Genomic DNA, 19,048 nt, shown 5'->3' with positions numbered 1-19,048 from the left:
GCTGCGCCCGCATCGCACCATAGAATTGCAGCATGCCTTCGAACCCGCATGCCACCTTCACTGTTGAGTCCGCCGTCGAACTGGCAGTCGTTGAACGCAGCGGTTTCATCGAGTCCCGGCACATCGGCTCCGCCGTCGTGCTGTCCGCGGACGGCAACGTCGTCACCGAGCTCGGCGACATCACCACCCCGATCTACGCCCGGTCCACACTCAAGCCGCTGCAGGCCCTGGCGTCCATGCAGTCCGGGGTTCCGCTGCGCGGCGCGCAGGTGGCGATCGCGTGCGGAAGCCACGTAGGGTCCCTGGACCACATGGACGTGGTGGAGGGCATGCTGAAGGCCGCCGGCGTCAAGGAAACCCAGCTCCAGTGCCCGGCCGCGTGGCCCGAGGACGAGACGGCCCGGACCTGGCTGGTCCAGACGGAGCGCGGCAAGTCCCGGCTGGCGTTCAACTGCTCGGGGAAGCACGCAGCGTTCCTCTGGGCCTGCACGGAAAACGGCTGGGACACCCACAGCTACCTCGAACCGAACCATCCCCTGCAGCAGCGCATCCGCTCCGTGATCGAGGAGTACTGCGGTGAGCGCATCGCCCACCTGGGCATTGACGGCTGCGGGGCCCCGGTGGCGGCCGTGTCCCTCACCGGCCTCGCCCGCGCGTTCTCGAAGCTGGCCAAGGCCCCCGGGGACAACAGCTCCAACGCCCGCGCCGCCACGATTGCCACCTCCATGCTGGACTACCCGTGGGCCGTGCAGGGCCGGGGCCAGGCCAACACGATCGTGATGGACGAGCTGGGCATCATCGCCAAGATCGGCGCCGAGGGCGTGCTGGTCATGGCCACCCCGCAGGGCGTCTCGGTGGCGATCAAGGTCCTCGACGGCAACATCCGCGCCACCACCCTCGTGGGCCTGACCCTGCTGGCCGCCGCGGGCGCCGTCGAGATCCCGGAGGTTTCTTCCGTGCTGGAGAAGGTGGTGGATCCGGTGCTCGGCGGCGGCCGGCCGGTCGGCAAGATCCGCCTCGGCCACGCCGTCTCGGCGCTGTTGGACTAGGCCCGTGGCAGTTCAGCGGCGACGGATCCCCGTGGACGAAGGCCGCGCGGCGCTGGCCGCATGGCTCGAAGCCGACGCGGTCCCGCGCAACACACTCGCGACGGCGGTGCGCTACACCCTCGAGGAAGTCACCGCCCGGGCACCCGGCAACTCGGTGGAGGTCCGTGTCCCGCCGTTCGGCGTCACGCAGTGTGTGGAGGGCCCGCGGCATACCCGCGGCACTCCCCCGAACGTCATCGAGTGCGACGCCGCCACTTGGCTGGCGATGGTCACCGGCCGCCTCAGCTGGGCGGACGCGGTCGACGCCGGCACGGTGGCCGCTTCCGGTCTGCGGGCCGATCTGTCCAGGCTGCTGCCGCTTTAGGGCCTCAGCCGCGGCCGATGAACGGCATCCCGGCGGCGGTAATCACCATCGAGCCCACACTCGCTGACGGGGGCATATCCGCCATCAGCAGCACGGCGCGCGCGGCATCCTCCACCGGGAACGTAGGCTCCACCCGGCGGCTGCCGTCGGCCTGAAGCGCGCCGTCGCCGACGCCGATCTCATCCATCAGCTCCGTGGCGGTGTTGCCGATGTCGATCTGGCCGCAGCTGATGCCGAAGCCGCGGCCATCCAGGTCAATGCTCTTGGTCAGCCCGGTGATCGCATGCTTGGTGACCGTGTAGGCAACGGTCCGGGGCCGGGGTGAATGCGCGGCGATGGAGCCGTTGTTGATGATCCGGCCGCCCTGCGGCGACTGCGCCTTCATGGCCCGGACGGCGGCGGCGGCGCAGAGCATGGAGCCGGTCAGGTTCACCGCCACCGTGGCGTCCCAGTCGGCGACGCTGATCTCGTCCACAGCGGCGGCGGGGCCAAAGACGCCGGCGTTGTTAAACAGCACGTCCACCCGCCCCCACTGTTCGAGGACCACCGCGAAGAGCCGTTTGACGTCGTCCGCCCGGGTGACGTCGCAGGGAACGGCGAGCGCCTGCGCGTGGCCTGCGCCGGTTTCCAGCAGGGCAGCCTCCCGGCGGCCGGCCAGCATCACGCGGTAGCCTTCGGCGAGCATCAGCCGCGCCACGGCCCGCCCGATTCCGGAGCCGGCTCCGGTGACGACGGCGACCCGGCCGAGATGGTGCTGGCGTGTCATGCGGGTCTCCCTGGGATAGCGGTCTGGTGTCCGGTCCCGGACAGCCTATGCCGAGATGGCCCACCGCGGCACTGTCGGGCGCAAATATTGCCGCACTCTGCCACACTGCCGCACCGTGGACGTACAGTGAAGCGTGGCAACCACCGCGGGCGAGGCCTTGCTGGCCTATCTCGGAGAGCAGCTCTCCGAACTGCGCCGCCGTGCGCCGGGCGTGCTGGCAGAGCAGCCCGAAGATGTCCACCAGATGCGCGTGGCGGCCCGCCGCCTCCGCTCACTGCTGGCAACGGGCCGGCGGCTGTTCGACGACGGCGTTGTGGAACCCCTCCGCGATGAACTGCGCTGGCTCTCCGGACTGCTCGGGGCGGCCCGTGATCCCGTGGTGGTCCACGAACGGCTGGCCGCCCTGCTTGCCCAGGAACCCGAAGCGCTGCGTTTTGGCCCGGCGGCCGCACGGATTGACGAGGAACTCGATGCCTTGGCCGCCGCGGGATTCGAGTCAGCCATCGAGGCCCTCGGAAGCGAGCGCTATGACCTGCTGCTGGCGGCTCTGGAACAGTTCCTTGCCCACGCGCCGCTCTCGCCGGCGGCGGCCCGGGACCCCGGGACGGGGATCGGCAAGCTCGTGGCCAAGGACGAACGCCGGCTGCGGCGCGCCGCCGCAGGCCTCGCCCCGCACTCCGACGACGGCAAAAACGACGGCGAAGACGGCGGCGAAGTCGGCGGCCCCGACGACGGCAAGAACGCCCGGGATGCCGGCCTGCACGAGGTCCGCAAGGCCGCGAAGCGTCTGCGGTACTCGGCGGAGCTGGCCGCCTCGCTGCCGAACGAGCCCGGCGGCGGCCGGGCAGGCAAGAAATTCGGGAAGAAGGCGGCCAAAAAGCGGCGTCAGCGGGCCAAGCGGGCGGCGAAGTCGGCGCGCCGGATCCAGCAGCTCCTGGGACTGCACCAGGACAGCGTCGTGGCCCGGGCGCGGCTGGCCGAGCTGGGCGGCCGCGCGCTTCGCAGCGGAGAGAACGGCTTCAGCTACGGGCGCCTGCACGCCAAGGAGGAGGCCCTGGCCGCCGCCGCGGAGCGGGCCTTCCTCAAACTCTGGAAGAAGTTCCCTCCCTCCTGAGGGCGGGGCCGGCCGTGCGCCCGGAAGGACGCCCGGGCCGGTCAGCGGACGCGTGCCGCCAGTGTGCCGATGGCGCTGCCGGCCAGGTTGTCCAGCAGGGCCCGCGGGCTCGCATAGACCTCCACGGCACCGGCCGCGCGGAGCTCCGCTTCGCTGGTGCCGCCGCAGGTGAGGCCGATTGCCGGGATGCCGAGGGCGCCGGCCGCGTAGATGTCCCAGACGGCGTCGCCCACGTAGACCGAGTTCCCGGCGGCCACCCCCACAGCCGTGAGCGCGGCGGCGAGGATGTCCGGCGCCGGCTTGCTCTCCTCCGCGTCGGCCGAGCTCGTGGCGGCGTGGATGTAGGCGTCGGCGTCGATCACGGCGCGCAGTATCTCCAGGTCGCGGTCCCGGGCCGAGGAGGCAAGTGCGACGGCGAGGCCGCTGTCGTGGCATTGCGCCAGCAGCTCGCGGGCGCCGTCGAGCCGGCGGAGGGCCGGCCAGAACGTGGAGAACACGGCTGCCTGGGAGGTCATGATGTCCGCATCGGCGTCGGTGTCGCGGTCCGCGGGCAGCAAGTGGTCAAGGATCCTGTCCCCGCCCATGCCCACGGCGCGGTGGATGCTGGCCATCGGCACGTCGTGACCGGCCTGCCGGAACGCCTGCCACCAGGCGAGGGTATGGATATAGGACGAGTCGATCAGCGTCCCGTCGACGTCGAAGAGGACCGCGCCCCGGCGCCCGGCGGCCGGCTCAGTGGTGGGCACGGGTGCGCTTTGTGGCCGCGAGGGTTCCGCCCGAGAGCGAGGAGCCGCGCCCCGTGCCCCCGCCGGTTCTGCGCTTGGCCAGCGAAGCCATCACGGCGGACTGGCTGTCACCGCTGCGGTCCCGGACCAGGCCGGTGCCAGCAATCTCCCGCGCCTGGGCGATGCCCGCCACGGCCGCACGCTTGGTGGGGAAAGTGACGGAGACGGCCATCAGGGCGCCGGCAGCGTTCATCATCCGAATCCGGTAGCCGCCGTCGGGCGCATCCACGAGTTCGAAATATCCAGCCATTGCGTTCTCCTTACCATCTTCACCCCACCGGGGATATTAGTAAGTATACTTATCTAAGCTCTGGAGAAAAGTGCCGGCCGATTTCGGTCCGCCCGCACGGGCCCAGGGTCAGCGGCCGTCCGCCTGCAGCTGCAGGGCGCTCCGGACCAAGGCGAAGTGGCTGAAGGCCTGGGGTGTGTTGCCCAGCTGCCGCGCCGCGGAAACGTCCCACTCCTCACTCAGGAGCCCGACGTCGTTGCGCAACGCGAGCAGCCGTTCGAACAGTTCCCTGGCTTCCCGACGCCGGCCGGCGCCGATCAGGGCATCCACGAGCCAGAAGGAGCAGGCGAGGAAGACGCCCTCCCCGCCCGGGACGCCGTCGTCGCTCTGCTCCTGCCGGTAGCGCAGCAGGAAGCCGTCGTGGGTGAGTTCCCGCTGCACGGCGTCGATGGTGCCGAGCACCCGCGGATCGTCCGGCGGCAGGAATCCCACCCGCGGGATGAGCAGCAGGCTGGCATCCAGCTCCGGCCGGCCGTAGGACTGCACGAAGGTGTTCCGCGCCGCGTCGAACCCCTTGGCCATAACGTCGGCGTGGATGGTGTCGCGGAGCGCCTCCCAGCGGTCCGCCGGGCCCGGGAGGCCAAAATCCCGGACGCCCTTGACCATCCGGTCCGCCGCCACCCAGGCCATCACCTTGGAGTGGGTGAAATGGCGGCGCGGCCCACGCATCTCCCAGAGCCCGTTGTCCGGGCGGTCCCAGGCGGTCTCCAGGTGCTCCATCAGGGCGATCTGGACGTCCCAGGAATCGTCGCCGTCCTGCAGCAACGAGGTCCGGGTCAGGGCGAGGCAGTCCAGCACCTCGCCCCAGACGTCCAGCTGCAGCTGCCCGGCGGCGCCGTTGCCGATCCGCACCGGCTTTGACCCCGCGTAGCCTGCCAGCCAATCCAGCGTCATTTCCGGCAGCCTCCGCTCGCCGTGCAGTCCGTACATGATCTGCAGGTCGGCTGGATCCCCGGCCACCGCACGCAGCAGCCAGTTCCGCCAGGCCGCGGCCTCCTCGGAGTATCCGGAGGCGAGCAGGGCCTGGAGCGTCAGGGTCGCGTCCCGGAGCCAGCAGTAGCGGTAATCCCAGTTGCGTTCCCCGCCAAGCTCCTCCGGCAGCGAGGTGGTCACGGCCGCCACGATGCCGCCGGTGGGGGCGAAGGTCAGCGCCTTGAGCGTGATCAGCGAGCGCAGCACGGCGTCGCGGTACGGGCCGGTGACCCGGCACTTGGCCGCCCACTGCAGCCAGAACGACTCGGTGGCTTCCAGGACCGCCTCCGGCTCCACCGCCCGCGGGCGGCCGAGGTGGCTGGGCGCCCATGTCAGGACAAAGGGAATCCGCTGCCCCGCCTTGACGGTGAAGTCGCTGGCGGTCTGCATGTGCTCGCCCCGCAGGGGTGCCTCGGTCACCAGGTAGGCGGCGTCGGGGCCGGCGACGGCGTGGATGCCGTGCTCGTCATGGCGGACCCAGGGAACGATGTGGCCGTAGTCGAACCGCAGGGCCAGTTCGCCGCGCATCCGCACCGACCCGCGGACCCCCACCACGATCCGCACGATGTCCGCAGCGCCGTCGCGGGGCGACATGAAGTCGATGACCTTGACCTTGCCCTCCGGGGTTTCCCACTCTGTCTCAAGGATCAGGGTGTTCTTGCGGTAGCGCCGCCGGGTGCATTCGCCGCCGGCAGCGGGGGCGAGCAGCCAGCGGCCTGCCTTGGGGCTGTCCAGCAGGGCGTTGAAGCACGCCGGCGAATCGAAGCGGGGCAGGCAGAGCCAGTCGATGGAGCCTTCCGTGCTGATCAACGCGGCGGTGTGCAGGTCGCCGACCATAGCGTAATCCTCGATGCGTGCCATGGGTCATACAGTGCCACACGGCCCGACGCCGGACGGGGATTCCGCGTTACGATCCCCCCATGCCGGATCAGGAATTGCCGCAACCGCAAGCCACGGCCGGACACCTCGCACCGGCGCACTCCGGCGCGGTGCGGATCGGAACCAGCGGCTGGAGTTACGACCACTGGGAGAGTGTGCTGTACCCGCCGGGGCTGCCGGCACGGGACCGGTTGGCCCACTATGCGGCCCGTTTCACCACGGTGGAGCTGAATGCGAGTTTCTACCGCTGGCCGCGGGAGTCCTCCTTTGCCAGCTGGCAGCGCCGCCTGCCCGAGGGGTTCACCATGTCGGTCAAGGCTCCGCGGGGGCTCACCCACGGCAAGAAACTGTACGGACCGGAGGCCTGGGTGGAGCGGATCACCCGGTGCTGGCATGAACTCGGCGACAAACGTGCCGTGCTGCTGGTGCAGCTGCCGCCAGGTTTCGCCCGCGACGACGCCCGGCTGGATTACTTCCTGGCCGCGCTGCCGGGGTGGATCCGGGTCAGCGTGGAGTTCCGCCACACCAGCTGGGACCACCCGGACGTCTATGCCCTGCTGGAACGGCACGGCGCCGCCTACTGCGTGATGAGCGGGGCGCAGCTGCCCTGCATCCTGCGGGCGACCGCCGCCTTCGTCTACCTCCGGCTGCACGGGCCGGACCAGAACCACCTGTATGCCGGGTCCTACTCGGAGCAGGAGCTCCGCTGGTGGGCGGACCGGATCCGCGAATGGCAGGCGTCGGGTCGGGACGTTTATGCCTACTTCAACAACGACGGCGGCGGCAACGCGGTGCGCAACGCCACCGCGCTGCGCGAGCTGCTGGGAAACGGCTGAACCGCGGACGTAATCGCCGGGCGGGCAGCCCGCTGTGGGAGAGTGGAGGTATGGAAATGGCGTCGCAGGAACAACCGCAGAAGGACTCGGACTACCCCGCCCCGAACAATCGGGTCCAGGGCAGCCAGACATTCCGGCTGGCCCACCGGGTCTCGGACACCGTGAACCATCTCCGACTCAAGACCGCCAGGCGCTGGAAGTTCGCCCCGCAAACCATCGCCTACCAGGGCTATGGTTCCACCGAGTGGGTCCGGATCCTGGGCCGCGTGGTGCTCACCAGCAAACCGACCCCCGGCAGCCGGGCCGAGCAGGCGGCGCAGAACGGCAACCAGAACATCCGCGGCTGGCGCGCGTTCACGTCCGTCCCGATCCAGTTCGTCGAGGTGGACATCGAGATCGGCGGCACCACCACCCGCGTACACGCCGACCGCGGCGGCATCGTGGACACCGTGATCCCGGTCCAGCTCACGCCGGGCTGGCACACCGCCATGCTGCGGGCCGAGGGCACCGAGCCCGCGGAGGCGAAAATCTACGTCATCGCCCCGGACACCAGCCTGGGCATCGTCTCGGACATTGACGACACGATCATGGTCACGGCCCTTCCCCGGCCCTTCCTGGCACTGTGGAACACCTTTGTGCTCAACGAACGGGCCCGGATGGCGACGCCGGGGATGGCCGTGCTGATGGACCGGCTGCTGGTGGAACACCCCGAGGCGCCGGTGATCTACCTGTCCACCGGGCCGTGGAACGCCGCGCCGACGCTGGCCCGCTTCATCACGCGCAACATGTACCCGTCGGGCACCCTGCTGCTGACCGACTGGGGCCTGACCCACGACCGCTGGTTCCGCAGCGGCCAGGACCACAAGCGCCGGAACCTGGAACTGCTGGCCAAGGAGTTCCCCAACATGCGCTGGCTTCTCTTCGGCGACAACGGCCAGCACGACGAGGCGATCTATTCGCAGTTCGCCCAGGCGCACGGCGACCGGGTGGCCGCGATCGGCATCCGCCAGCTCTCCACCGGCGAGGCCGTGCTGGCCGGCGGACACTCCGAAACCGGGGACCACACCGGCTCGAACGTGCCCTGGGTCTACTCCCCCGACGGCGCGGGCATGGCCAAGCGCCTGCAGGAGCTGGACCTGCTCTAGCCTCCGGCCGTCGTCCCGGCAGCAGGCGCACCGGCACCGGCGGCCGGCGAGGCTGCGGCCGGCGTACCGGCGTAGGCCGTGTTGGCACCGGCCGCGCCGGCGGCGCGGTTCCGGGCCGCCATGAGCTCCCGGATCCAGTGGAAGGAAGCCTTCGGGGTGCGGGCCATGGTGTCCCGGTCCACATGGATCAGGCCGAACTGCTGCTTGTAGCCGGCGGACCATTCGAAGTTGTCCAGCAGCGACCACACGTAGTAGCCGCGCAGCTCGATCGACTCGGCGGCGCCGCCGGGCGACGTCGCCTCGATGGCGGCGCCGATGTGCTCGGCGAGATACCGGACGCGGCGCTCGTCCGGGACGATCAGCCGCCCCTCGGCGTCGTGGATCTCCAGGTCCTCGAAGCTGGCGCCGCCCTCGGTGATGTAGACCGGCGGCAGTTCCGGGTAACGCTCGGCCATTTCCGCGAGCGCCACGGCCATGTAGTCCGGTCTGATCGGCCAGCCGTAGGCGGTGATTTCGGTATCGGGGAAACTCTGGACGTGGAACGGGGTAGCGCCCCCGTCGCCGTTCAGGTCGTTGCCCATGGCCTCGGCCATGCCCTTCGGCACGGTGCCCTCGCCCGGGCCGGCGCCCACGCGGGTGGGCATGTAGTAGTTCAGCCCGTAGAAGTCCATCGGCTGCGAGATCAGCTCCATATCCTCGCTCGACGGGCTGAAGGAGGAGAAGAATGTGGCGGCCCTGATCGCGTCCGGGTACTTGCCCAGCAGCACAGGGTCCGCGTACAGGCGGTTCTGGGCCATGTCCATCAGCCCGGCACTGACCTTGTCGAGCGGGTTGATGGACGCCGGGACCATCGGCGAATAGACGTTGGTGAGACCGATTTCGCCCGGCACCTTGGCCGCCCGCAGCGCCTGCATCGCGAGCCCGTGGCCCAGCAGCTGGTGGTGGACGCTGGGCAGCGCCTTGAGCATGTGGGTTTCCCCCGGGGAGTGAACGCCCAGCATGTAGCCGTTGGCACTCACCGTGGCAGGTTCATTGATGGTCACCCAGCGCGTCACCCGGTCGCCGTAGGCCGCGGCGGCGATGGCGGCGAATTCCCCCAGCCGGTAGGCGGTGTCCCGGTTCATCCAGCCGCCGGCCTCGTCCAGTTCCAGCGGGGTGTCCCAGTGGTAGAGCGTGGCCATCGGCGAGATCCCGTTGGCCAGCAGCAGGTCGATCAGCCGGTCGTAGAAGTCCAGCCCCTTGGGGTTCACCGGGCCGCTACCGCCGGGCTGGATCCGCGGCCAGGACAGCGAGAACCGGTACGAATCGATGCCCATTTCCTTCATCAGCGCGACGTCTTCGGGCATGCGGTGGTAGTGGTCGCAGGCCATCGCGGGGCTGTGAGCAGCAACGATCGTGCCGGGCCGGGCCGCAAACATGTCCCAGCCCGAAGGCCCCCGGCCGTCCTCGTCCAGCGCCCCCTCGATCTGGAAAGCGGCGGTCGCCACGCCCATGGTGAATCCGGGCGGCAGCAGGGCTGCCAGATCGTGGGCGGAAGCGTTCATTGGCGGATCCCCTATGCAGTTGCGCTGGTGGTTGATTGATTTTAGGCCCCGGCAGGTGCCCGCGCCACAACCGGGGCCCCAGCGCGCCCCGGGCGGCTCAGGGGACCGGCCGGCTCAGGTCGCCGGCCTGCTCAGTACGTGGAGGCCTCCGGGCCCAGGAGGAACTCCTTGGCATGCGCCACGGCCTTCTTGAAGGCGTCGTTCCGCAGGCTCAGCAGCTGGTCCGCCTCGTCCGCCGCCGGCTCGAGGTAGCCGGTGAAACCGGGCCGGAGGACCCAGATGTCACCGGCCGGCGGCAAATAGAACACCCCGAAGGAACGCTGCTGGCTGTCCTCGGCGGACCAGATGGGCACCACCGCCAGCGCCGCCCCGGTGTCCACGTTGATCCACTGGGCACGCGGAAGGGGCAGTTCGTGGGCCTCCGGGTCAAGGAACGGTGCCGTGCCCTCGCCCCACCGCTCCTCGAACCGTTCGTGAAAGGCCGGCATCAGGTGCGAATCGTAACGCCGCCATGCGCTCATGGCCGTACTCCTTCTCTTGGACTTCCTTGCCTGGCAAAGCGCACCGGGACACCCGGCGCCGCGGTCATTCCGGACCCCGCTCCCACCGCACCGGGGTCACCCGCAGCAGCGGCTGCCGGTCCCGGTGATGACGGACCGGGATGCTGCGGCCTTCGGCCGGCGCTGGTCCGGCGTCCCGGGCCCGGGCGGCGGGGTCATACTCCGCCCGCAACGCCGGATTCCTCAGGACGGCGAACGACTCCAGGATCAGCCGCACCTCATCCCCGGCCCGGTCCCCGGCGCCGGGTACGGCGGGGGCAATCGCCTCCAGGTCCGGGTGCCGGAGCCGCATCAGCGCACGGAACGAGCGCTGGATCTCCGCCGGCGTGGCGTCCGGCGCCACCTGCAGGGCGGCGTAGAACCCACGCGGGTCACGGTTCATCGTTCCACCCCCTCCAGGGGGATCCGGCGGGCTCAGGCCGGCCCGGACCGGTCTGAGCCCCGCACTTTGCTTCCCACGCTGTGATCCCGCACGCCCCGGCCGCGGGCCGGGCCGGGGTTACTTCCCGATCTCCTGCAGCTTGTCCTGCGTGTGGGTGATTTCGATCTTCCGCGGCTTGGCCTTCTCCGCCACCGGGATGCGGAGGGTCAGGACGCCGTCGGCGTAGTGGGCCTTCACGTGGTCCAGGTCGAGGCTGTCGCCCAGGATCAGCTGCCGGCTGAACACCCCGCGGGGCCGCTCCGAGGCCAGCAGCTCGACGTTGGGCTGGGTCGGGTCGCGCCTTTCGGCCTTTACCGTGAGGACGTTGCGCTCGATGTCGAGGTCCACCGAGTCAACGTTGACGCCGGGAAGGTCGAAGGCAACCACAAACTCGCCGTCCTCCTGCCATGCGTCCATCGGCATGGTGGCCGGGCGGGCCGTCGTTCCAAAGACCTGCTGCGTCAGCCGGTCCAGTTCGCGGAACGGGTCGGTACGCATCAACATCACTTACCACTCCTTCATCAAAGATGAGTCCAATTCCTGTTCGTATCCAGCCCGCAACTATCTGTGGTGGTGGATATAGATTTTTTATAGCACCAGTGCGAGACTGCTGCAAGAGGAAAATTTTCCGGCGGATGAAGGAGGCGGGGCCATGGCGGAACGGGGGGCCGACGCCGGCGTGTATGCGATCTCAGTGGTGGCGCAGCTGGTGGGGACAGGGCAGCAGAACATCCGGCTGTACGAACGGAAGGGCCTGCTGACGCCGGACCGGACGGCGGGCGGCACCAGGCAGTACAGCGACACCGATTTGGTGGTGCTGCGCCGAATCGGCGAACTGCTGGAGGAGGGCCTGAACCTGGCCGGCGTGGCCAAGGTGCTGGAGCTGGAGGCGGCCAACGCCCGGCTCCGCGCGGCGCTTAAACGCCGAGGGGCGCGCTGACCGGCAGCGCGCCCCGCAGTCCGTTATTGCCTAGTCCGCGGCGGTCTCGTGCTTGGAGAGTTCACCGGTAACCTGCTCCCCCGGGATCCTGGCCGTCCGCCAGGTGTCCAGCAGGATCACGGCGCCCAGGATCACGAACGAGATGGACAGCGAGGCGAGGGCGTCGGTGGTCCAGTGGTAGCCCAGGTACAGCCGGCTTATGGCGGCGAAGAAGATACCGACGCCGGCCACGGCGAAGCCCCCGACGGCGGCCTTGGGGTTCTTGCGGCGGGAAAATACCAGGAACGTCGTCACGAGCAGGAAATCGCACGCGCCCAGGACATGCCCGGAGGGGAACGAGAACGTGGAGTCGGCCCCGAAAAGCATCAGGTCCACGGGCGGCCGCTGCCGGCCGACCGTCCGGCCGATCAGCTGCGCCAGGATGACCCCGGTCAGCATGGCACCGGCCAATACCATCGGCCGCCAGGCGTGCTTGGCCAGCAGACCCCAGGCCACGGTGACCACCAGGATGATAATGGGCAGCCCGACGGGTCCGAAAACGATGGCCAGGATGATCATGATGGTCGTGGTGGGCTCCCCGCGCAGCGTCAGAAGGCCGGAGCGCACCGGCTCATCGACCACGCTGATACCGCCGTGCTGCAAGACGCTGACCAGGATGAAGGTGAACAACACCGCACCGAAGACCATAAGGCCGACGGCGGTCCGGTACAGGTTCCGCCGCGCACCCGCGTCCATGTAGCGTTCCTCCACCACGAACTTTTCGTGGAAGACCCGCCACCAGCCGGACGCTTTCCCGGTTTCTTGCTCTGCCATTCCCGCATCCGCCTTTGCGCCGTGTGTTGTTATTTTCTTCCGTGAAGATTATCGCGGTTCCGGTTGCGCCGTTCACTTCAGCCATGCAACCCGCACGGATCAACACGGTCCGCCGACTCTCCGCGTGGTGAGTTGACTCACATTTAAGTCAGACGTTACTCTCGCTTCAGCCGTTGGCCATTAGGGCGACCACCTTCAGGAAAGACTGTGCGATGACGACAGCAAGCGAGTGCATTGATATCCAGGTCGACAGCCGCCGGCTGCTCGACGAACGGCTCAACGACGCGGTCCTGGGGCTGCAGCGGCTCGCCATGCTGACGGGCACCCACGGCATCCTGCTGACGCGCCTCAAGCCCGGCCACTACACGGCGGCGCTCTCGGACCAGGTTCCCTTCGGGATGACCCGGGAACTCGTCCACTAGGGCAGGCCCCCAGGGCAGGACGCGCCCCGGGCCGTCCGGCTCAGGATCCCCACAAGCCAGGACCCGGGCGGCTGAGCATCGAATCGCCGCCCGGGACCTTTGTGGTTAAGTGGCCGCCCGATAAGAGCCGCCCGGCCTCAGCCGGTCACCAGTCGTGCACCGTGCCGTCGACGAGGCGGTTGTAGGGCAGGTAGGCCTGCTGGTAGGGGTAGGCCGCGGCGGCCTCCTCGTTGAATTCGACGCCGATGCCGGGCGTCTCGCCCGGGTGCAGGTAGCCGTCCACGAAGGTCATGGACTGCTCGAAGACCTCGTTGGTCGCATCCGAGTGCTGCATGTACTCCTGGATCCCGTAGTTGTGGATGGCCAGGCCCACGTGCAACTGCGCGGCGAACCCGACCGGGGAGATGTCCGTGGGGCCGTGGAAGCCGGACTTGATCTGGTACAGGGCGGCGAAGTCCATCACCTTTTTCAGCGGGCTGATCCCGCCGAAGTGCGTGGAGGCGGCCCGGACGTAGTCGATCAGCTGTTCCTTGATGATGCTCTGGTAGTCGTACACGGTGTTGAAGATTTCACCGATCGCCAGCGGGGTGGTGGTGTGCTGCCGGACCAGGCGCAGCGCCTCCTGGTTCTCCGCCGGGGTGCAGTCCTCCAGCCAGAACAGGTCGTAGGGCTCGAGCGCCTTGCCCAGCTTCGCGGCCTGGATCGGCGTCATCCGGTGGTGCCCGTCGTGCAGCAGCGGCAGCTCGGGCCCGAACTCGTTCCGCACCGCCTCGAACACGGTGGGCAGGTGCCGCAGGTAGGCGCGGGTGTCCCAGTCCTCCTCCTGCGGGAACGCCCCGCGCCCGGCCGGTTCGTAGTCGTACCGCTCGCCGGAGGCCTGCGCCTGGGCAGCGACACCGTAGACAGCCTTGATCCCGGGCACCGCCGTCTGGATCCGGATGGACTTGTAGCCAAGCTCTAGGTGCTCCCGGACCGAGTCGAACAACGACTCCAGGTCCGAGCCGGAGGCGTGCCCGTAGGCCCGCAGCCCGTTCCGGGACGCTCCGCCCAACAGCTGGTACACCGGCATCCCGGCCAGCTTGCCCTTGATGTCCCACAACGCCATGTCCACGGCGGCGATCGCGGCCATCGTGACGGGTCCGCGACGCCAGTACGCAGAGCGGTAGAGGAACTGCCAGGTGTCCTCGATCCGGTGCGGGTCCTTCCCGATCAGCAACTGCGCCACGTGCTCCTTCAAATACGCGGCAACGGCCAGCTCACGGCCGTTCAGGGTGGCGTCGCCGATCCCGGTGACACCGTCCTCGGTGGTGATCCGCAGGGTCACGAAGTTGCGGGAGGGGCTGGTGACAAAGACGTCGGCAGCAATAATTTTCACAACAGGTACCAGGCTTTCGGTGTCGGTCGGGAGGGGGTCCGGGGTTGGAGTGTTAGCGCTGCGTGCTGCCGTCCGGGGCGGTGCCCAGCAGCGCGAGTTCCGCGGCGCTGGGCAGGCCCTCGCAGTCGCCGGCGGTGCTGACCGCGAAGGCGCCGGCAAGGGTGCCGCGGCGCAGGCGCTCGGCGACGTCGCCGCCGTCGAGCAGGGCCGACAGGTAGCCGGCGGTGAAGGCGTCCCCGGCCCCGACGGTGTCGATGCTGGTCACGGGGACGGCGGGTGCCTCGCGGCGGCCGGCGGCGGTGTGCACCCCGGCGCCGGCGGCGCCGCGTTTGACCACCACCTCCCGCACGCCGCGGTCCAGCAGCTCGGCGGCCATGGCCAGTTCGGCGGCGTCCGCGTCCGTTCCGGCGGCGGCGCCGCCGTCGGCGACGAGGCCGAGTTCGTCGTCGGAGGCCACCAGGACGGTGGCGTGCCGGGCGAGCGGGGTGAGGACGGCGCGGGCCTCGTCGCGGGACCAGAGTTTGCTGCGGTAGTTGACGTCGAGGGAGACCACCAGGCCCTCGGCCGCGCCGCGTGCGGCCGCGTATTCGACGGCGCGCCGGGCTTCCGGGCTGAGGGCGGCGGTGATGCCGGTCAGGTGCAGGACCCTGGGGCCGGTGGCGAAGGCCCGGTCCACGTCCCCGCGGCTGATCGTGGAGCCCGCGGACCCGGCGCGGTAATAGTAGGCGCGGCTGATGTCCGCGGTGCGCCGCTCCAGGAACATCACCCCGGTGGCGCGGGCGGCATCCACGCGGTGGTGCACTGCCAGGCCCTCGCTCCGCAGCTGCCGCAGGATGAATTCGCCGTGCGGGTCCGCGCCCACGACGCCGGCCCAGGCCACGCTGTGCCCCAGCCGGGCGACGCCGACGGCGACATTGGATTCCGCCCCGGCCACGTGCACGGCCAGGCTGCCGCCGGCGGACAGCGGCCCCGCCGAGCGCAGCGAGACCATCGATTCGCCGACGGTGAGCAGGTCCACGCTCACCGCGCAGGCTCCGCGGCGCTTCCCCGGCCGTAGCCGGCGGCCAGGCCCACGAACGCCCGGGCCCGCTCGCGCACCGGGGCAAGGTCGCCGCCCGAGCCGGCGTCGCCGAACAGCGGCCCGCCGAGTCCGACGGCGACCGCGCCGGCGTTCCAGTAACCGTCCGCCTGGTCCAGCCCGACGCCGCCCACCGCGATGAACGGGATGCCGGGGAAAGGATCGCGGAGTGCCTTGAGGTAGCCGGGGCCGCCGATTGAGGCGGGGAAAAGTTTCACCGCGGTGGCGCCGCGGTTCATCGCCTCGTAGGCCTCGCTGGGGGTCAGTGCGCCGGCCAGGACGGGGATGCCGAGGCGTGCGGATTCCTGGATGGAACTCGCCAGTGAGGGCGTCACCATAAACTGGCCGCCGGCCTCGGCCACCTCCGCCACGTCCGCGGCGGTAAGGACGGTGCCGGCTCCGACGAAGCACCCGGCGGGGGCGGCGGCACGGACCGCGCGGATGGCGGCGAGCGCGTCCGGGGTGGTCAGGGCGATTTCGACGTAGCGGAAGCCTTCCTCCATGGCCGCGAGGGCGGCCTTGGCGGCGGCTCCGCCGTCGGTACCGCGCACAATCGCCACGAGGCGGGCCTCGCGGATCCCGGCGAGCAGGTCCTCGGGGGTGGGCTGGGATGCCATGTTGTTCACCATTCTGCGAAGGCGCCGTCGGGGTGGCGCCAGACGGGCCCGCGCCAGGCGTGGCCGCGCTTGTCCGCGGCCCGGACCACGGCCTCGTCGATCTCGATGCCGAGGCCGGGGCCGGTGAGGCGCTCGATGTGCCCGTCGACGAATTTCAGCGGGGTTTTGTCCACCACGTAGTCCAGGACTTCGGCGCCCTGGTTGTAGTGGATGCCGATGCTTTGTTCCTGGATCAGGAAGTTGGGGGTGGCGAAGCCCACCTGCAGGCAGGCGGCCAGGGCCAGCGGTCCCAGCGGGCAGTGCGGGGCCAGCTGAACCTCGTAGATTTCGGCGAGCGAGGCGATCTTGCGGACCTCGGTGATGCCGCCGGCGTGCGAGAGGTCCGGCTGGGCCACGGCGATGCCGGCCTGCAGTGCGGGCAGGAATTCCTGCCGGCTGTATAGCCGCTCGCCGGTGGAGACCGGCGTCGTGGTGGAGGAGGTGAATTCGCGCAGCAGGTGCGTGTTCTCCGGGACCACGGGTTCTTCGAGGAAGAACGGCCGGTACGGCTCCAGCAGCGGTGCCACCCGGCGGGCGTTGGCCAGGCTGAAGCGGCCGTGGAAGTCGACCGCGACGTCGCGGTGGTCCCCCAGCACCTCGCGGGCGGCCGCGACCCGGCGGACGACGCCGTCGAGCTCGGCGACGGAGGCGACGGGGCTCATCCGGCCGCTGGCGTTCATCTTGACGGCGGTGAGACCGACCTCCAACTGGGCGCTGATCTGGTCCGCCACCTCGTTGGGCTCGTCGCCGCCCACCCAGCCGTACATCCGGATCCGGTCGCGGACGTGGCCGCCCAGGAGCTGGTGCACGGGGGTGTTGAAGTGCTTGCCGGCGATGTCCCAGAGGGCCTGGTCCAGTCCCGAAACGGCGCTGGCCAGGATGGGGCCGCCGCGGTAGAAGGAGCCCTTGGTCATGACCTGCCAGTGGTCCTCGATCCGCAGCGCGTCGTTGCCGATGAGCAGTTCGGAGAGCTGGTCGACGGCGGTGCGGACCGTTTCGCTGCGGCCCTCGCAGCTGGCCTCGCCCCAGCCGACGATCCCGCTCTCGGTTTCGATCCGGACGAAGAGCCAGCGCGGGGCGACGAGAAAGGTTTCAATCCTGCTGATGCGTGTCATCGGTGGCCTAGCCCTTGGTCGCGCCGGCGGTGAGGCCGGAGACGATGTATTTCTGCGTGAAGAGCGCAATGATCATGATCGGGATGGTGACCACCGTGGCGGCGGCCATCAGCCCGCCCCAGTCGATGCTGGCGTAAGAGACGAAGTCGAAGATCGCCACCGGCAGGGTCTTGGTCTTGGAACCGGAGAGCACCAGGGCGAACATGAAGTTGTTCCAGGAGAAGATGAAGGACAGGATGCCGGCGGTGGCGATGCCGGAGACGGACAGCGGCATCGTGATGCGCCGGAACGCGCCGATCGGGGTGAGCCCGTCCACCTGGGCCGATTCCTCCAGCTCCAGCGGCAGCGAGTCGAAGTAGCTCATCATGATGTACACGATCAGCGGCAGTGCCACGAACATGTGGCTGAGGATGAGGACCTCGAAGCCGCCCACCATCTTCAGGTTGGAGAAGACGTAGTACCAGGGCACCAGCAGCGAGACGCCGGGGATGACGCGGGCCATCAGGACCACCAGGGCCGAGCGGTGCATGGTGAAGCGGCTCATCGCGTAGGCCGCCGGGACGCCGAGGACCAGGGACAGCGCGGTGGAGACGAACGCCACCCAGAAGCTGTTGAAGATGAAGACGAAGTAGTTGTTGCGCTGCAGCACGTTGGCGTAGTTCTCGCCGGTGGGGGTGAAGACGAACGACTTGGCCGTGTCGTAGATGTCCACGTTGGTCTTGAAGGAGGCCAGCAGCATCCAGAACAGCGGGGCGATCAGGAACAGCACGACGGCGATCAGCGCGACAACCCGGAACACCTTGTAGGCGCGGGTAGCCAGCGGCTTGCGGCGGCGTGGAGCGGGCGCGGGCCGGGCGGCCGTGGTGTTTTCGGTGGTCTGGTTCAGGACGGTCATTTGCTTACCGCTTTCTTGCGCATGGTCAGCAGCCACATGGTGCCGATGATGATCATGAAGAACAGGATCAGCACCGCGGAGGAGAGCCCGTACTGGTTGTAGTCGAAGCTCAGGCCGTAGGCGTAGACGTTGAGGGTTTCCACCTCGTGGAAGGACCCGCCGCCCTTGCCCTTGGTGGCGTAGAGGATGTCGAAGGTCTTCAGGGCATCGATGCCGCGCAGCAGGATGGCGACGATCACGGTCGGCATCATGAGTGGCAGGGTGATGAAGAAGAAGCGCTGGAAGGCATTGGCGCCGTCCATCCGGGCGGCTTCGTCCGGTTCCTCGGAGAGCGAGGTCAGGCCGGCGAGCAGGATCAGGACCACCATGGGGGTCCACTGCCAGATGTCCATGAAGATCGTGGTGCCCAGGGCGCTGTCCTGGCCGGAGAGCCACGGCTGCGGGGGGATGCCGATCATGCCGAGGAGCTGGTTGACGAAGCCGATGTTGGGGTCAAAGATCAGCCGCCACATCATGCCGACGGCCACGGGGGTGGCGACCAGCGGCAGCAGGATGGCGACGCGCACCCATTTTTCGCCGCGGAAGGGCCGCCACAACAGCAGGGCGATGCCCATGCCCAGAACAACTTCGCAGGCCAGCGCGACGCCGGTAAAGCTCAGCGTGCGGCCGACGGCGGGCCAGAACCGTTCGACGTCGGAAAGCACCGTGAGGTAGTTCTCGAGGCCGACGAACTCGGAGGCGGCGCGGACCGAGCCCTGTGAGTCGGTGAGGCTCAGGTAGAGCGTCCACGCGAGCGGGAAAACGATCAACACGCCGACGAAGATCATCGCCGGTGCGGCGAAGAGCCACTTGCGGTGCCGGTTGGCCCAGGCGGAGAAATTCTTCCGCGGGCCGGGCGTGGGGGCCGCGGCGCGGCCGGACCCGGCCGCGGTGTCACGGGCGGTGTCGCCGCGGGAGGTGTTCAGTACAGACATGGTTCACCTAAGGAGTTGGGGGTGAAGTTCAGAGCATGGCCGCGGCGGGACGGCGG

22 protein-coding genes are annotated in these 19,048 nt (G+C 69.4%); 7 read left to right on the top strand and 15 right to left on the bottom strand.

Annotated features, from left to right (window positions below):
* Window positions 1–32 precede the first annotated feature (32 nt).
* Window positions 33–1,049, top strand: a complete 1,017-nt coding sequence (locus AC6I9V_RS10835) for an asparaginase (RefSeq protein WP_497899445.1) — start codon at window positions 33–35, stop codon at window positions 1,047–1,049.
* Between the two features lie 4 nt (window positions 1,050–1,053).
* Entirely contained in the window at window positions 1,054–1,413 is a 360-nt protein-coding gene (locus AC6I9V_RS10830) for a sterol carrier family protein (protein WP_497899444.1), read from the top strand.
* A 4-nt stretch (window positions 1,414–1,417) separates the two neighbouring features.
* On the opposite strand, the gene AC6I9V_RS10825 is transcribed toward AC6I9V_RS10830, so the two are convergent.
* Window positions 1,418–2,179 (bottom strand): SDR family oxidoreductase, encoded by a 762-nt coding sequence (locus AC6I9V_RS10825; RefSeq protein WP_497899443.1) that lies wholly within the window; start codon window positions 2,177–2,179, stop codon window positions 1,418–1,420.
* A gap of 133 nt (window positions 2,180–2,312) precedes the next feature.
* On the opposite strand from AC6I9V_RS10825, the gene AC6I9V_RS10820 reads away from it, so the two are divergent.
* Window positions 2,313–3,293 carry a CHAD domain-containing protein gene (locus AC6I9V_RS10820; RefSeq protein WP_497899442.1) on the top strand — a complete coding sequence of 327 codons (981 nt, stop codon included), beginning with the start codon at window positions 2,313–2,315 and terminating at the stop codon, window positions 3,291–3,293.
* Between the two features lie 41 nt (window positions 3,294–3,334).
* Here the strand turns inward: AC6I9V_RS10820 and AC6I9V_RS10815 are convergent, their stop codons facing one another.
* From AC6I9V_RS10815 to AC6I9V_RS10805, 3 genes are all read right to left on the bottom strand, one after another.
* A complete protein-coding gene (locus AC6I9V_RS10815) occupies window positions 3,335–4,039 on the bottom strand; it encodes an HAD family hydrolase (protein ID WP_497899441.1) in 705 nt (234 codons plus the stop codon).
* Window positions 4,026–4,328 (bottom strand): YegP family protein, encoded by a 303-nt coding sequence (locus AC6I9V_RS10810; protein WP_497899440.1) that lies wholly within the window; start codon window positions 4,326–4,328, stop codon window positions 4,026–4,028. The genes AC6I9V_RS10815 and AC6I9V_RS10810 overlap by 14 nt, the downstream gene beginning before the upstream one ends.
* A gap of 108 nt (window positions 4,329–4,436) precedes the next feature.
* Entirely contained in the window at window positions 4,437–6,200 is a 1,764-nt protein-coding gene (locus tag AC6I9V_RS10805) for a glycoside hydrolase family 15 protein (protein WP_497899439.1), read from the bottom strand.
* A 59-nt stretch (window positions 6,201–6,259) separates the two neighbouring features.
* Between AC6I9V_RS10805 and AC6I9V_RS10800 the strand changes: the two genes are divergently transcribed.
* Together AC6I9V_RS10800 and AC6I9V_RS10795 are read left to right on the top strand one after the other, a co-directional pair.
* Window positions 6,260–7,054, top strand: a complete 795-nt coding sequence (locus AC6I9V_RS10800) for a DUF72 domain-containing protein (RefSeq protein ID WP_497899438.1) — start codon at window positions 6,260–6,262, stop codon at window positions 7,052–7,054.
* A gap of 50 nt (window positions 7,055–7,104) precedes the next feature.
* Window positions 7,105–8,199, top strand: a complete 1,095-nt coding sequence (locus AC6I9V_RS10795; RefSeq protein WP_497899437.1) for an App1 family protein phosphatidate phosphatase — start codon at window positions 7,105–7,107, stop codon at window positions 8,197–8,199.
* Here AC6I9V_RS10795 and AC6I9V_RS10790 read toward each other — a convergent pair.
* From AC6I9V_RS10790 to AC6I9V_RS10775, 4 genes are all read right to left on the bottom strand, one after another.
* On the bottom strand, window positions 8,196–9,743 hold the full coding sequence (locus AC6I9V_RS10790) for a GH1 family beta-glucosidase (RefSeq protein ID WP_497899436.1): 1,548 nt from the start codon (window positions 9,741–9,743) through the stop codon (window positions 8,196–8,198). The two genes, AC6I9V_RS10795 and AC6I9V_RS10790, sit on opposite strands and share 4 nt — an antisense overlap.
* Before the next feature lie 131 nt (window positions 9,744–9,874).
* Window positions 9,875–10,264 (bottom strand): hypothetical protein, encoded by a 390-nt coding sequence (locus AC6I9V_RS10785; RefSeq protein ID WP_497899435.1) that lies wholly within the window; start codon window positions 10,262–10,264, stop codon window positions 9,875–9,877.
* 64 nt (window positions 10,265–10,328) lie between these two features.
* Entirely contained in the window at window positions 10,329–10,685 is a 357-nt protein-coding gene (locus AC6I9V_RS10780) for a J domain-containing protein (protein ID WP_497899434.1), read from the bottom strand.
* A 117-nt stretch (window positions 10,686–10,802) separates the two neighbouring features.
* Window positions 10,803–11,228, bottom strand: coding sequence for an Hsp20/alpha crystallin family protein (locus AC6I9V_RS10775; RefSeq protein WP_497900303.1), 426 nt, complete (start codon window positions 11,226–11,228; stop codon window positions 10,803–10,805).
* A gap of 148 nt (window positions 11,229–11,376) precedes the next feature.
* Between AC6I9V_RS10775 and AC6I9V_RS10770 the strand changes: the two genes are divergently transcribed.
* Window positions 11,377–11,664: a MerR family transcriptional regulator gene (locus tag AC6I9V_RS10770; RefSeq protein WP_497899433.1), complete on the top strand. Its 288-nt coding sequence runs from the start codon at window positions 11,377–11,379 to the stop codon at window positions 11,662–11,664.
* A gap of 30 nt (window positions 11,665–11,694) precedes the next feature.
* On the opposite strand, the gene AC6I9V_RS10765 is transcribed toward AC6I9V_RS10770, so the two are convergent.
* A complete protein-coding gene (locus tag AC6I9V_RS10765) occupies window positions 11,695–12,477 on the bottom strand; it encodes a phosphatase PAP2 family protein (protein ID WP_497899432.1) in 783 nt (260 codons plus the stop codon).
* A gap of 212 nt (window positions 12,478–12,689) precedes the next feature.
* Here AC6I9V_RS10765 and AC6I9V_RS10760 point away from each other — a divergent pair, with 212 nt between their 5' ends.
* Window positions 12,690–12,899: a hypothetical protein gene (locus AC6I9V_RS10760; RefSeq protein ID WP_349414726.1), complete on the top strand. Its 210-nt coding sequence runs from the start codon at window positions 12,690–12,692 to the stop codon at window positions 12,897–12,899.
* A gap of 145 nt (window positions 12,900–13,044) precedes the next feature.
* On the opposite strand, the gene manD is transcribed toward AC6I9V_RS10760, so the two are convergent.
* Genes manD through AC6I9V_RS10730 form a run of 6 tightly spaced genes read right to left on the bottom strand, consistent with a single transcriptional unit; the run spans window position 13,045 to window position 18,992 of the window.
* Window positions 13,045–14,274 carry a D-mannonate dehydratase ManD gene (manD, locus tag AC6I9V_RS10755; protein ID WP_497899431.1) on the bottom strand — a complete coding sequence of 410 codons (1,230 nt, stop codon included), beginning with the start codon at window positions 14,272–14,274 and terminating at the stop codon, window positions 13,045–13,047.
* Between the two features lie 52 nt (window positions 14,275–14,326).
* The gene (locus AC6I9V_RS10750; RefSeq protein WP_497899430.1) at window positions 14,327–15,298 is read right to left on the bottom strand and encodes a sugar kinase; all 972 of its coding nucleotides are present in this window, start codon (window positions 15,296–15,298) and stop codon (window positions 14,327–14,329) included.
* Window positions 15,295–15,969: a bifunctional 4-hydroxy-2-oxoglutarate aldolase/2-dehydro-3-deoxy-phosphogluconate aldolase gene (locus AC6I9V_RS10745; protein WP_497899429.1), complete on the bottom strand. Its 675-nt coding sequence runs from the start codon at window positions 15,967–15,969 to the stop codon at window positions 15,295–15,297. The genes AC6I9V_RS10750 and AC6I9V_RS10745 overlap by 4 nt, the downstream gene beginning before the upstream one ends.
* Window positions 15,970–15,974: 5 nt before the next feature.
* Entirely contained in the window at window positions 15,975–17,123 is a 1,149-nt protein-coding gene (gene dgoD, locus AC6I9V_RS10740) for a galactonate dehydratase (RefSeq protein WP_497899428.1), read from the bottom strand.
* Between the two features lie 7 nt (window positions 17,124–17,130).
* Window positions 17,131–18,018, bottom strand: coding sequence for a carbohydrate ABC transporter permease (locus AC6I9V_RS10735; protein ID WP_497899427.1), 888 nt, complete (start codon window positions 18,016–18,018; stop codon window positions 17,131–17,133).
* The gene (locus tag AC6I9V_RS10730; RefSeq protein WP_497899426.1) at window positions 18,015–18,992 is read right to left on the bottom strand and encodes a carbohydrate ABC transporter permease; all 978 of its coding nucleotides are present in this window, start codon (window positions 18,990–18,992) and stop codon (window positions 18,015–18,017) included. Before AC6I9V_RS10730 ends, AC6I9V_RS10735 begins: the two co-directional genes overlap by 4 nt.
* Window positions 18,993–19,048 lie beyond the last annotated feature (56 nt).

Source organism: Arthrobacter sp. SlRoot2-15, assembly GCF_059739345.1.
Note: the sequence above shows the minus strand (reverse complement) of the source record. Positions and strands in the feature narration are given on the sequence as shown.